Raw genomic sequence first — 13,050 nt, forward strand, 5'->3', positions numbered from 1 at the left:
CCGTCCATTGAATCAGAGGTTGACCACATTCACGAACCGCGACGCCGCCGTTTCGTCGATGCGCAGGCTGGTGAAGTCGAACAGGTTACGGTCCGCCAACTGCGACGGAATCACGTTCTGCAGGCTGCGGAAAATGCTTTCGGTACGGCCGGGGGTCTTGCGTTCCCACTCCTGAAGCATTTCCTTGACCACCTGGCGTTGCAGGTTTTCCTGGGAACCACAGAGGTTGCACGGAATGATCGGGAATTGCTTGAAGTCCGAGTAGGCTTGAATGTCTTTCTCATTGCAGTAGGCCAACGGACGAATCACCACGTTGCGCCCGTCATCGGCACGCAGTTTCGGCGGCATGGCCTTGAGCGAACCGTTGAAGAACATGTTCAGGAAGAAGGTCTCGACAATGTCGTCGCGGTGGTGACCGAGGGCCATCTTGGTCGCGCCGATTTCGTCGGCAAACGTATAGAGCGTGCCACGGCGCAGGCGCGAGCACAGCGAGCACGTGGTCTTGCCCTCCGGCACCAACTCCTTGACCACCGAATAGGTATCTTTTTCGACGATGTGGTACTCCACGCCCAGCGCCTTAAGGTAGGCCGGCAGCACATCCTCAGGGAAACCCGGCTGCTTCTGGTCCATGTTCACCGCGACGATGTCGAACTTGATCGGTGCCACCTTCTGCAGGTGCATCAGCACGTCGAGCATGGTGTAGCTGTCCTTGCCACCGGACAGGCAGACCATGACCTTGTCACCGTCTTCGATCATGTTGAAGTCGGCAACGGCTTCACCGGCCAGCCGGCGTAGACGTTTCTGCAGTTTGTTCTGGTTGACCGTAAGAGTGCCCATGGCGCTTGAAATCCGCGAGGTGTGACGAAAGGTGCGCATTTTACGCAAAAATACTGAGTGGGCGAAGAGTTCCGCGCGTCCTGACTCGCCACTGATATCAGGTAGGCCACTGCTTGGTGTTCTGTCATGCAGTGCAGCGATTAACCCCCGGGTTTACAGCGCAATTTGCTCTAAAGGCCCTGCTCCCGCCCTATCCAGTCCTTTCTATACTGCGACATAAGGTTGCATGCACCTGAAGACCTTTACTGACTTGGCCAATGGCCTGTAGGCGCTCCGTTGGGGGGCGATAGCAATCACGAAGGAGTGACTGATTATGATCCATCACGTCGTGGGGCTTTTCACCCACCCAGATCAAGAATGGAAAGAGATTCGTGGCGACCAAGAGGAAAGCATCAGCCACATGTACCTCACTCACACGCTGATTCTGGCGGCGATACCAGCGATTTCGGCGTTTATCGGCACGACCCAGGTGGGCTGGGTCATTGGCAGTCGCGCACCGGTCATGCTGACCATGGAAAGCGCACTGTGGATGACCATCATGTCGTACCTGGCGATGCTTGGCGGAGTCGCGGTGATGGGCGCGTTCATCCACTGGATGGCCCGCACCTATGACGCCAGCCCGAGCCTGGCACGCTGTGTCGCGTTTGCCACCTACACCGCCACACCGCTGTTCATCGGGGGCCTGGCGGCGCTCTATCCGCACATGTGGCTGGGCATGATCGTCGGCACCGCCGCGATCTGCTACACGGTTTACCTGCTGTATGTGGGGTTGCCGACCTTCATGAACATTCCATCTGACGAGGGTTTTCTGTTTTCAAGTTCAGTGCTCGCCGTAGGGCTGGTAGTGCTGGTTGCGATCATGGCATTCACCGTGATTGTCTGGGGCCTGGGCGTCGGTCCGGTCTATACCAACTAAAACAGGCGATCACAGCGGGCAACTGGAGCGAGCCAGGGATGCCGCCGATAACACAAATCAGGATCTGCCATCACAGGCCGCCGCAAGGCGGCCTTTTGATTGGGCCACGACCACTCGGTACCTGAGCGATTCGCAATGCACGCGGTTTGCCGCATACTCGACGCCTCTGGAGAACCGCCAAGCATGCCCGAGCAACTCAATACCCGCGTCGAAGACTGTTTCCAACAAGCCGAATCCTTTTTCAAACGCCCCTTCAAGCGCCCGGTGGTCAGCCTCAAGTTGCGCGGCCAGAAGGCCGGTGTTGCCCATCTGCATGAGAACCTGCTGCGCTTCAACCCGCAACTGTATCGGGAAAACACCGAAGACTTCCTCAAACAGACCGTGGCCCACGAAGTCGCCCACCTGATCGCCCACCAATTGTTCGGTGAGCGCATTGCCCCCCACGGCGAGGAGTGGCAACTGATCATGCGCGGCGTCTACGAACTGCCGCCCAACCGCTGCCACACCTACGCCGTCAAACGCCGCAGCGTGACCCGCTACATCTACCGCTGCCCGTGTGCCCGCAACGACTTCCCGTTTTCAGCCCAGCGCCACAGCCTGGTGCGCCAGGGGCGACGCTATCTGTGCCGCCAGTGCCGCGGCACACTGGTGTTCAGCGGCGAGATGCGGATTGAATAACTGGGTTGGCAATGACCAATGCTCCCCCTCTGTGCGCGCATGCACTCAACCCACTCAATCAAGCGTGAACACTTCCCCGTGGCGAGCGAGCTTGCTCGCGCTGGGGTGCGAAGCGCCCCCAACAAGCCTATTGCAGTCTTTCAGATAAAACTCGGTGACCGGCTTTGGGTCTGCTGTGCAGCCCAGCGCGAGCAAGCTCGCTCGCCACGATGCCTGTGATCAGGACCGTTGCTCCCACAAGGAGCCATGTAGGGACCTGACCGACGCTAAACAACCACCCTGGCACGGCGCAGCGCTGCAATCTGCTCCAGGCTGTACCCCAACTCACTCAGCACCTGATCGGTATGCGCCCCCAGTGCCGCACCGATATGCCGTGGCTCAGGCAGCCCCTCGGAGAATTTCAACGGGCAGGCCATCTGCGCCTGTGTGCTGCCGTCACTACGGGGCACCTGGGTCACCAGTTCCCTTGCTTTGAGCTGGGGATGTTCCACCGCTTCGGCCAGGCTCAACACCGGCTCGACGCAAGCATCGACCCCGGCGAACAGCTGGCAAAGCTCGGCGAAGTCGTGTTTTTCGAACTCGATCTGCAACGCCAGCTTCAGTGCCTTTTGCTCTTCGGGCCTGGGCGACAGCCCCTGCGCCGCCAAGTGCGGCTGGCCTAGCGCCGTACACAATTGCTGCATGAAGTCGGGCTCCAGGCTGCCCACCGACAACCAGCGTCCGTCGCGCGTGCTGTAGTAGTCGTAGAAGCTTCCACCGTTGAGCACCTGGTCCTCGCGCCCCGGCGTCACGCCGCACGCCAGGTAGCCCGCACCCGCCATCGCATTCAGGCTGAACGCGCAATCGGTCATGCTCACATCCAGGTGCTGGCCCTGTCCGCTGTGCTGGCGGGCAATCACCGCTGCCAGCAAGCCGATGACACCGTGCAACGATCCGCCGGCGATGTCCGCCGCCTGAATCCCCAGCGGCAATGGCCCACTGTCCTTGCGCCCGGTGTAACTGGCCACTCCCGCCAGCGCCAGATAATTGATGTCGTGCCCGGCGCGATCCTTGTACGGACCGGTCTGGCCATAGCCGGTGATCGACACGTAAATCAGCCGCGGATTGATCGCCTTCAACGCCTCATAACCCAACCCCAGGCGCTCCATCACGCCCGGGCGAAATTGCTCCAGGACAATGTCATGGTCTTGCAGCAACTGCTTGACCACCTCCAGCGCCTCGGGCTGCTTGAGGTCCAGCGCCAGGCTGCGCTTGTTGCGATTGAGGTAGGCATGGCTGGCCGAGGTGCCCTGGTCATGGGGCGGCAATACCCGCAACAGGTCCATGCGGGTCGGCGATTCGATGCGCAATACCTCGGCGCCCATGTCCGCCAGCAACAGCGAGGCAAACGGCCCCGGCAACAGTGTCGAGAAATCCAGAATCTTGAGTGATGCCAATGGACCCTGCATAAACCTTCTCCTTGAGCGATACCTCAAGCCTAGGCAGACGATGACCCGGCGGCAATCACCTTTAGCATCAGCGCGAGTGACCGTTGCGCTCAAATCCGGGGCAAGAAAAAACCCGCCGTAGCGGGTTTTTCATCGACTTGAGTGAGTTACTTCACGGAAGTCGGGGTTGGGCCTTCAGCCACACCCAGGTCGTCGACTTCACGGGTGTCGGAGATACCGCGACCACCGGAAGCCAGCTCGACCTGCAGCTTGTCTTCGTCCAGCTCCTTGACCCACTTGGCCACGACCAGGGTGGCAACCGCGTTACCCACCAGGTTCGTCAGGGCGCGGGCTTCGGACATGAAGCGGTCGATACCCAGGATCAGCGCCAGGCCGGCAACCGGCAGGTGGCCTACGGCGGACAGGGTGGCGGCCAGCACGATGAAGCCGCTACCGGTCACGCCCGCAGCACCTTTGGAAGACAGCAGCAGCACCAGCAGCAAGGTGATCTGGTGGGTGATGTCCATTTGAGTGTCAGTCGCCTGAGCGATGAACACCGCCGCCATGGTCAGGTAGATCGACGTGCCGTCGAGGTTGAACGAGTAACCCGTCGGGATCACCAGGCCCACCACTGATTTCTGTGCGCCCAGGCGCTCCATCTTGATCAGCATGCGCGGCAGTGCGGACTCGGACGAGGAAGTGCCCAGCACGATCAGCAGCTCTTCACGGATGTAGCGGATCAGTTTCAGTACGCTGAAACCGTGAGCACGGCAGATGCCACCCAGTACCACCACCACGAACAGGATGCAGGTGATGTAGAAGCAGATCATCAGTTGCCCCAGCTGCACCAGCGAGCCGACACCGTAGGCGCCGATGGTGAAAGCCATGGCACCCAGCGCACCGATGGGCGCCAGCTTCATGATCATGTTGATGATGTTGAACATCACATGGGCAAAGCGATCGATGAAGTCCAGCACTGGCTTGCCATAGGCACCCAGGCGATGCAGGGCGAAACCGAAGATCACCGAGAACATCAGCACTTGCAGGATGTCGCCGTTGGCAAAGGCACCGACGATGGTGTTCGGGATCACATTGAGGATAAAGCCGACAATGCTCTGGTCCTTACCGGCAGTGACGTAGGCGGCGACCTTGGAGGCATCGAGCGTCGACACATCGATGTGCATGCCGTTGCCCGGCTGGACGACGTTGACCACGACCAGGCCGATCAGCAGCGCGATGGTGGAAACGATTTCGAAGTACAGCAACGCGTAGCCGCCGGTTTTACCGACCGACTTCATGTTCTGCATGCCAGCTATACCGCTGACGACGGTACAGAAGATGATCGGTGCGATGACCATCTTGATCAGTTTGATGAACCCGTCACCCAGTGGCTTGAGCGCCACCCCGGTCTGCGGATAGAAGTGACCGAGCAAAATGCCGATAACGATGGCAACGATCACCTGGAAATACAGGGATTTGTACAGTGGCTGACGAGTCGTCATTGCAAAGTTCCTCAAGAGCACCGCGCTGCAATCATCCATCTGATGCAAGCGACGCCTACCGTGCGAACCCTCCTGCACTGGAGGGATTTGTTGTGTCGAGCTGCACGCTGGCAGACCTCTCGTCCCTATCGCAAACCCCGTGCCACCTTTCAAAAATCCACTGAAAGCCTTTTGCTACAAGGGCTGCAGCGAATCCGCCCTTGCCGAGAGGGCCGTTGCCGATGGCGGATTCCCGCCCACCCACCGAATCCCGTCCTACAATTTGGCGGATATCCGCCTTGCCCCACCCCGGGGTGATGGCTAAGATCCGCCACTCAATGGACGGACCATCCCCCCATGCGCGAACGCACCATTGCCAGTCATTTTGCTCGTGCGGCCACCGGTGGCGCGCGCCGGGTTGGCTACGACTGTTCAAGCCTGCTGCACAGCCTCGGGATCAGTGCCGAACTGCTCGACGAACCTCGCGCCCGGATCGCACCGGAGCAGTTCACGGCCCTGCTGCAAGGCCTGTGGCTGGCGCTGGACGACGAGTACCTGGGGCTCGCCCGCCGCCCAAGCAAGCGCGGCACTTTCGCCATGATGTGTCATGCCCTGATCCACTGCCGCAATCTCGAAAAAGCTCTGGAGCGCGGCCTGTTGTTCTACAGCCTGTTCCCCGACGCTCCGAGCCTGACCCTGAGCCGCGAAGGCGACTGGGTGCGCTTGAGCCTGGATGATTCACAGCTTCTGGATCCGGATCACTTTCTCACTGAAAGCCTGCTGGTGATCTGGCATCGCCTGGGCAGTTGGCTGATCGGCCAGCGCATTCGCCTGGAGCAAGCCTGCTTCAGCTACCCGAAACCCGGGCACGGCGCCGAATACGACCTGCTGTTTCCCTGCCCGCTGGCGTTCGGCGCCGAACACAGCGGTCTGCTGTTTCACAGCCGCTACCTGTCCATGCCCCTGCTCCAGGACGAACGGACCCTCAAGCACTTCCTTGAGCACTCGCCAGCCGACCTGCTGTCGCGACCGGATGACGGCGACAGTTTGAGCAGCCAGCTACGACGCCTGCTCAGCCGTGACAGCGCTCGCTGGCCGGATCTGGAGGCCGTTGCCGCACACCTGCACATCAGCCCGCAAACATTGCGTCGGCATTTGCGTGAAGAAGGTTCGAGTTTTCAGGAGTTGAAGGATCAGCTACGTCGCGACATCGCGATTTATCACCTGAGCCGCGCCGATCTGTCATTGCAACAGATCGCCGAGCAGCTGGGGTTCTCGGAACCCTCGGCGTTTCACCGGGCGTTCAAAAAGTGGACCGGGTTAACGCCAGGTGCCTATCGGGCGCAGGAGAGCCAAGTGTGAACATGAGCCCCTCCCGTGGCGAGAGGGGCCTCACAGGACCGGGAAATGAATCCGGAACGCCGCGCCACCCAGCTCAGAATCACCCAGCGTCAACTGCGCGCCATAGCTTTCGATGATGTCCTTGACCACCGCCAGACCAATACCCTGCCCCGGATGCTGACGGTCCAGCCGTTCGCCGCGCTGGAGAATCCGCGCTCGCTGATCCACTGGAACACCCGGACCATCGTCTTCCACGCACAACTCAATCCCTGCCAATGTCTGGCGCAGGCTGACGTGCACTTCACCCAGGCACAACCGATAGGCGTTTTCCAGCAGGTTGCCGAGCATTTCCAGCAAGGCGCCCTGCTCGATGGGTACATGACACGAGGCCGGCAGGTCAAATGAGGCCTTGACCCGCTTATCGCGGTAGACCTTGTCCAGCGTATCGCACAGGCTCTTGAGCACCGGCTGCAACTGGACCTGATGACGCACCAGGCCACTTTTACGCAAGCTGGCGCGCTGCAACTGGTAGCTGATTTGCTGGCTCATGCGCTCGATCTGCGATTGCAGCACCCACGCCTGCTCCCGGTCTTCAGGTCGCTGGGCCATGTCTTCACTGACCCCTTGCAGCACTGCCAGCGGGGTTTTCAGGCTGTGGGCCAGATCGTCCAGAGAGTCACGGTAGCGACTGCGTTGCTCCCGTTCACTGCTTAGCAACCGGTTCAGGGAGCCGGTCAGGCGTAGCAGTTCCCGCGGATGTTCCTCGCTGAGGCTTTCGCGCTCACCGCTTTCGATCTGGTCCAATTCCTGGCTCAAGCGCCGCAATGCCTTCAAGCCCCAGGTAAGGCCGATCCAGAGCAAGGCGAGCAGTACCAGCAACGCTGCGCCAAAGCCCAGGTAGAGATTCTCCCGCACCCCTTCGAGGGTCTGCTGGTATTCACGCACCGGTTGCAGCGCAACGATGCTGAACGCCGCACTCTTGCCGCCCAGCAGTTTGATTTCGACGTCATAGACGAAGAACTCCTGGCCGTTGCCCTCGCGAATCCGCGCGAACTCGTTGCCGCGCCCGTCGTAACGCGGCTTGTAATTGATGCTCTCGTCCTGAGTCGCCCGCGAACGCCAGACCAGATGACCTTCGCGGTCATAGATGTAGCCCAGCAAGCGAGTGTCGGCGAGATTGAAGCGCTCATCCGGCAGCTGTGAGGGCATCTTCAACTGGTTGTTTTCAACCCGTGCCGCAGAAATAAGCGTGGTGACGTCCGACGCCAGGCGCTGCTCGATCGAGTCTTGCAGTGCCAGGCTGAAGGCGCCTTGCATGGCCGGTAACAGCGCCAGCATGAACAACACGGCCAAGGTGGTGGCGGCCAGCATCAGCCGTAGCCGAAGCGAACGAATCACTTGCAGCGCTCATTGAACAGATAGCCAAGGCCCCGCACCGTCTCGATCGGTTTGAATCCGGTCGGCGCTTCCAGCTTGCGCCGCAAGCGACCGACCAGCACTTCGATCACATTCGGATCGCGCTCGTCGTCATTCGGGTAAAGCTGCTCCATCAGGCGATCCTTGGCGACCACCTGCTGATGGTGGCGCATCAGGTATTCGAGGATTCGATACTCATAGGCGGTGAGCGCCAACGGCTGGTCGTCGAGACTCGCCTGCTTGCGGTTGAGGTCCAGCAGCAACGGCCCGGCGATGATGGTCGACTGGGTGAAGCCACTGGAGCGGCGCAGCAGCGCATTCAGCCGCGCATCCAGCTCTTCGAACTGGAACGGTTTGACCACGTAATCGTCGGCTCCGGCAGCCAGGCCTTCGACCTTGTCCTGCCAGTTGCCGCGCGCGGTGAGGATCAGGATCGGGAAGGTCTTGCCCTGAGACCGCAGTTGGCGAATCAGATCCAGCCCACTCATGCCCGGCAGGCCCAGGTCGATCACCGCCAGGTCATGGTTGAACTGGCCGGACTGGTACAAGGCCTCTTCGGCGTTGGCAACAGGCTCCACCACGTGGCCATTTTCGGTCAGGCGCGTGTGCAGGTGATGACGCAACAGCGCCTCGTCTTCGACGACCAGTAGTTTCATAACGCTCTCCCAGGCAAATCAACGTCTCCACGGGTGCCCCGCACCCAGTTTGCTGACACACCCGCGCCAGATCACCCAAAGGTTGATCCGGCGCGGTTCGATGGTACCCGGATATCAGAAAGCGTAGTTGGCGGACAGATAGGTTTGTGCGCTGCTGGTCAGGCTCAACGAGCCCTGCTTGCTGCCTTGGGCGCTCATTTCGGTGCTGGCATTGCTGCGCAGGTAACGGTAACCCAGCTCTACCGACGCATTCTTCGAAACCTGTTGCAGGATACCGGCCTGGACGCCCATGGCATAACCGATGTCGCTGTCGCGGCTGTAGCCCGGCGAGTCCTGAGTCAGCTTGGTCAGGCCGGCGGTGCCGCCGCCAAACAGTTTGGTGGTGCTGGTTACTGGCAGGAACATATCGTAGCTACCCAGGAGGTTTTCCTGACGCAACTTGATGCCATTATGACTGCCGGATACGTTGTCATAGGTCGCATAGTACCGACGCTCATCGTTTTGCTGGCCCAGACGCACACCCCAGGTGGTGTCCTTGCCGATCACGCCATCGGTGTTCGGGTGATTCAGGTTCTTGTTCAGTGAACTGGATTTGCTGACCTTGTCGCTGGTCTGGCCCAGGGTCAGGCTGGCGAAGTTTTCGTCAGCGGCTTGAACAGCGGCACTGGCGCCCAGTACGGTCATGGCCAGGATCAGTTTCTTGAAAGTAGTCATAGTGTGTTTCCTCGTTCGCATCGTGCTGTTGGGGGATGCGTGCAGGTTAACCACCCGCCACTGAACTCCTCCTGAACACGCGCTGAACCTCGGCTGAACGAGTTCGACGGCGATGAATCCACTGCGCGGGTCCTTGCCGAAGGATCACGCACACCAGGACTATCCAGCCCCAGGCCAACCCGGCAAAATGCCGGTATGAACTCGCTCCCCCCTATTCCCGCTTGCTGCACGCCCCTCGACGCCCACTGGCCGTTGCCTGATGCACTGCCCGGCACGGTATTGCTCAGTACCCGGTTCGATCCCGCCCGACTGGAATACGAGGATTTTCGCCGCTGCACCATCGAGCCGCCCCCCAGCATCCAGCGCTCGGTCGCCAAGCGTCAGGCCGAGTTTCTCGCCGGGCGTGTGTGTGTGCGCGCCGCGCTGCAGCAACTGGCAGGGCTGGACTGTGTACCGGCCATTGGCGAGGATCGTGCACCGGTCTGGCCAGCGCACCTGTGCGGCTCGATCACCCACACCACCGGCCGGGCCGCCGCGATCGTTGCCCACAAGGCGCAGTGGCGAGGCCTGGGCATGGACCTGGAAAACCTGCTCAGCACCGAACGCGCCGAGCGCCTGGCCGGTGAGATTCTCACCCCTTGCGAACTAGAACGCATGGCGGCAGATAGCCGGGATCAACGGGCGCTACGGGTCACCCTGACCTTTTCAGTCAAGGAAAGCCTGTTCAAGGCGCTCTACCCCATCGTGCAAAAACGCTTCTACTTCGAGCATGCCCAGGTGCTGGAGTGGACTGAGGACGGGCATGTACGCCTGCGCCTGCTGACGGACCTGTCCCGTGAGTGGCATAACGGCAAGGAGCTGGACGCACAGTTCGGGATGAAGGACGGGCAGTTGCTGAGCCTGGTCAGCATCAAGGCCTGAACCCTCAGCGCTCGGCTTTTTCCTGATTGCGCGGCCAACTCAGGCTGAAACACGCCCCGCCCAGGTTTTTGCTGTTGCTGATCAACGCCCGGCCACCGTGCCAGTGCACGATTCGGCGCACGATAGACAATCCCAGGCCGTGGCCACCCGAGGCTCGGGTGCGGCTATCGTCCAGGCGCAAAAACGGCGTGAAGATTTTTTCCCAGGCACTTTCCGGCACACCCGGGCCGTCGTCCTCGACGTCGATGCGACACCGTTGCTGGCCCACCTGATAACTGATCGAGACCTGCGCCTGGGCATGACGCATGGCGTTGCCCACCAGGTTCTGCAGTGCACGATGCAGGTAGCGCGGTTCGGCTTCGACCCAGGCACCATCACAATCGGCCGCCGACAGGCACAGTCCGCGCTGCACCGTCACGTTGGCCCGCAGCGGCGCCAGTTCGCTGATCACCTGATTGACCAGGGCATCCAGGTCCACCCGCTGGAAGTTCAGGGCCGGTGAGCCCTGCTCCAGCCGCGCATAAGTGAGCATTTCATCCACCAGGCCATCCAGGTCCTGGATGTCGTGATCCATGCCTTCGAGGTACTTGTCGCGCGCCTGCGGCGTGGTTGCCGAACCGATCATTTCCAGGCCAAAACGCAATCTTGCAACGGGCGTGCGCAGTTCATGGGACACCGCGCGCACCAGCTCGCGCTGAATCGCCAGCAGTTGCTGCAGGTGTTCGGCCATCCCGTTGAAGGCGGCCGCCAGGCGGCCGACCGAGTCCGCGCCACGTGTCGGCACCCGGGTCTCCAGGCTGCCCTTGGCAATTCGCGTCGCGGCCGACTCCAGGCCACTGAGCCGACGCTCCAGTTGTCGCACCAGCAAATAGACGATCAAGCCGATCAGGCTCAGCCCCAGCGCCGCGATCAAGATCAGCCACTCCGGCGGATAAGGGTTCATCTGATACAGCGGGCCGATTTCCAGTACCCACGGCGTGCCCACCATCCCGGAAAATACCCGGATCGAATCGCCGCCCTTGCCCAGCGCCATCACCGTGTCGCCCTCGGACACACGACGTCGCTGGTCCTCATCCATGTCGGCCTGGTCCACCGTGACCAGATTCAGCTCGAAGCCGAACCCCTTGTCCCTCTTCAAGGTCTCCAGGCGCTTGGGCTGTTCAGCCACCGGGTAGCGCACCAACTCGTCGGCCAGCAGGTAAATAGTCGCCCGCGCCAGTTGCTCGCTGATCTGCTGCACCTCCCCGGTGAGCACCAACTGCTCCTTGTCGCTGACCAGGCGGTAGACCTTGGCCGCGTGCGGGCCTGTCTGCTCTACCAGCGCCTGGCCACGCAGCACACGGGTGCGCTGCCCCAGGTCGAGCTCCGTCTGGCTGAAGGTCTGCATGCTCAACGGAATGCCCAGCAAACGCTCCCACACCAGCAGCGCCCGATGACGCTCGGTCTCGTTCATCGGCCGCAGGTTGTCGGCCATTAGCGAAAACGTGCCGTGGGCCAGCCGTTCCCGGTATTGCTCGCTGCGCACCTCATTGAGCAGGTGCAAGGCCAGCACCCCGAGCACGGCCACCAGTATCAGCGCAGCGCACATGCCGCCGTAGATGCGCAGGAAGATCGAGTTCACAGGGGCTGGTCTGCACAGGCTTCGGGAACGAACAGGTAACCCTTGCTGCGAATGGTCTTGATCAGGCGCGGGTGTTCCGGGTCATCGCCTATTTTCGGGCGGATCCTGGAAATGCGTACATCGATGGAGCGGTCCTGGCCGTCATAGCCAATGCCGCGCAGTGCGGTAAAAATCTCTTCGCGGGACAGAATCCGCCCGGCGTTGGCCACCAGCAGCCATAGCAGGTCGAACTCGGCACTGGTCAGCTCGATGCCGTTGCCATGTAGCCAGGCCTCGCGCAACGCGTGGTCGACCACCAACGGGCCAAACTGCAAACGACGGAGCTTTTCGGGAGCCGCCGGCTCGGGCGTCTCGCTGCGCCGCAGCAACGCCTGGATACGCGCCAGCAACAAGCGTGGGCGTACCGGTTTGCACACATAGTCGTCGGCCCCCATGTCCAGGCCCTGGATCTGGTCAATGTCGTCGGTACGTGCGGTGAGCATCAGGATCGGTCCGTCGTAGCGATCGCGGACCTTGCGGCAAATCGTCAAACCATCTTCGCCGGGCAGCATCAGGTCAAGGATCACCAGGTCCGGTTGCTCGTCGATGATCCGGGCCGCCGCCAACGCGCCATTGCCTTCGATGGCAACACGCAATCCATTGCTTTCCAGGTACTCACGAGTCAACTCAGCCAGGCGCTGGTCGTCCTCGACAATCAATACCTGCCAGGCTTCTTGCTCCACGGGTGACCTCTACTTGCCAGAACACTATTAAGGAAGAATCCACCCGTCTTTTTGTAATGATTGGAGTGGATAAAACTGCATGGACAGCAACCGATTGTAGCAACGCCTCCCCTCGAGAACACAAGCTGGCAAATGCGCTCGGTAACTGCGTTTTTTTGTGGTAGGGTTCGCGCCCGCAAAAATCCGCCCGGGCTATTTTCCAGGGTAAAAAACAGTGACAAACGGTCTACCCCAGCAAGGTCGCGGCCTACACGACGATCGGCCGTTTCATACACATTTTACGCACAGCTTTATCCACAGGTAGTACGTTGCAATCACCC

12 protein-coding genes are annotated in these 13,050 nt (G+C 60.9%); 4 read left to right on the plus strand and 8 right to left on the minus strand.

Features of this window, described 5'->3' with window-relative positions; genetic code table 11:
• Positions 1-12 precede the first annotated feature (12 nt).
• Positions 13-837: a tRNA 2-thiocytidine(32) synthetase TtcA gene (gene ttcA, locus AC3WQN_RS11615; RefSeq protein ID WP_095144074.1), complete on the minus strand. Its 825-nt coding sequence runs from the start codon at positions 835-837 to the stop codon at positions 13-15.
• A 313-nt stretch (positions 838-1,150) separates the two neighbouring features.
• On the opposite strand from ttcA, the gene AC3WQN_RS11620 reads away from it, so the two are divergent.
• Together AC3WQN_RS11620 and AC3WQN_RS11625 are read left to right on the plus strand one after the other, a co-directional pair.
• Complete coding sequence (locus AC3WQN_RS11620; RefSeq protein WP_095078438.1) at positions 1,151-1,753, plus strand: Yip1 family protein; 603 nt, start codon at positions 1,151-1,153, stop codon at positions 1,751-1,753.
• Between the two features lie 183 nt (positions 1,754-1,936).
• Positions 1,937-2,431 carry a SprT family zinc-dependent metalloprotease gene (locus tag AC3WQN_RS11625; protein WP_103399481.1) on the plus strand — a complete coding sequence of 165 codons (495 nt, stop codon included), beginning with the start codon at positions 1,937-1,939 and terminating at the stop codon, positions 2,429-2,431.
• 266 nt (positions 2,432-2,697) lie between these two features.
• Here the strand turns inward: AC3WQN_RS11625 and AC3WQN_RS11630 are convergent, their stop codons facing one another.
• Together AC3WQN_RS11630 and AC3WQN_RS11635 are read right to left on the minus strand one after the other, a co-directional pair.
• Positions 2,698-3,879: a CaiB/BaiF CoA transferase family protein gene (locus AC3WQN_RS11630; protein WP_103399482.1), complete on the minus strand. Its 1,182-nt coding sequence runs from the start codon at positions 3,877-3,879 to the stop codon at positions 2,698-2,700.
• A 146-nt stretch (positions 3,880-4,025) separates the two neighbouring features.
• Complete coding sequence (locus AC3WQN_RS11635; protein ID WP_103399483.1) at positions 4,026-5,360, minus strand: dicarboxylate/amino acid:cation symporter; 1,335 nt, start codon at positions 5,358-5,360, stop codon at positions 4,026-4,028.
• A 336-nt stretch (positions 5,361-5,696) separates the two neighbouring features.
• Here AC3WQN_RS11635 and AC3WQN_RS11640 point away from each other — a divergent pair, with 336 nt between their 5' ends.
• Positions 5,697-6,701, plus strand: a complete 1,005-nt coding sequence (locus AC3WQN_RS11640; RefSeq protein ID WP_103399484.1) for an AraC family transcriptional regulator — start codon at positions 5,697-5,699, stop codon at positions 6,699-6,701.
• A 30-nt stretch (positions 6,702-6,731) separates the two neighbouring features.
• Here AC3WQN_RS11640 and AC3WQN_RS11645 read toward each other — a convergent pair whose 3' ends face one another.
• The 3 genes from AC3WQN_RS11645 to AC3WQN_RS11655 all read right to left on the minus strand — a co-directional run bounded on the left by AC3WQN_RS11645 (position 6,732) and on the right by AC3WQN_RS11655 (position 9,466).
• Complete coding sequence (locus AC3WQN_RS11645) at positions 6,732-8,078, minus strand: ATP-binding protein (RefSeq protein WP_103399485.1); 1,347 nt, start codon at positions 8,076-8,078, stop codon at positions 6,732-6,734.
• The gene (locus AC3WQN_RS11650; RefSeq protein ID WP_095144054.1) at positions 8,075-8,752 is read right to left on the minus strand and encodes a response regulator transcription factor; all 678 of its coding nucleotides are present in this window, start codon (positions 8,750-8,752) and stop codon (positions 8,075-8,077) included. Before AC3WQN_RS11650 ends, AC3WQN_RS11645 begins: the two co-directional genes overlap by 4 nt.
• A 114-nt stretch (positions 8,753-8,866) precedes the next feature.
• Positions 8,867-9,466, minus strand: coding sequence for a hypothetical protein (locus AC3WQN_RS11655; RefSeq protein WP_103399486.1), 600 nt, complete (start codon positions 9,464-9,466; stop codon positions 8,867-8,869).
• Positions 9,467-9,661: 195 nt separating this feature from the next.
• Here AC3WQN_RS11655 and AC3WQN_RS11660 point away from each other — a divergent pair, with 195 nt between their 5' ends.
• On the plus strand, positions 9,662-10,387 hold the full coding sequence (locus AC3WQN_RS11660; protein ID WP_103399487.1) for a 4'-phosphopantetheinyl transferase family protein: 726 nt from the start codon (positions 9,662-9,664) through the stop codon (positions 10,385-10,387).
• Positions 10,388-10,391: 4 nt separating this feature from the next.
• Here AC3WQN_RS11660 and AC3WQN_RS11665 read toward each other — a convergent pair whose 3' ends face one another.
• Positions 10,392-12,008 (minus strand): ATP-binding protein, encoded by a 1,617-nt coding sequence (locus AC3WQN_RS11665; RefSeq protein ID WP_103399488.1) that lies wholly within the window; start codon positions 12,006-12,008, stop codon positions 10,392-10,394.
• Positions 12,005-12,730, minus strand: coding sequence for a response regulator (locus AC3WQN_RS11670; RefSeq protein ID WP_103399489.1), 726 nt, complete (start codon positions 12,728-12,730; stop codon positions 12,005-12,007). Before AC3WQN_RS11670 ends, AC3WQN_RS11665 begins: the two co-directional genes overlap by 4 nt.
• Positions 12,731-13,050 lie beyond the last annotated feature (320 nt).

It is taken from the genome of Pseudomonas sp. FW300-N1A1 (assembly GCF_058789115.1).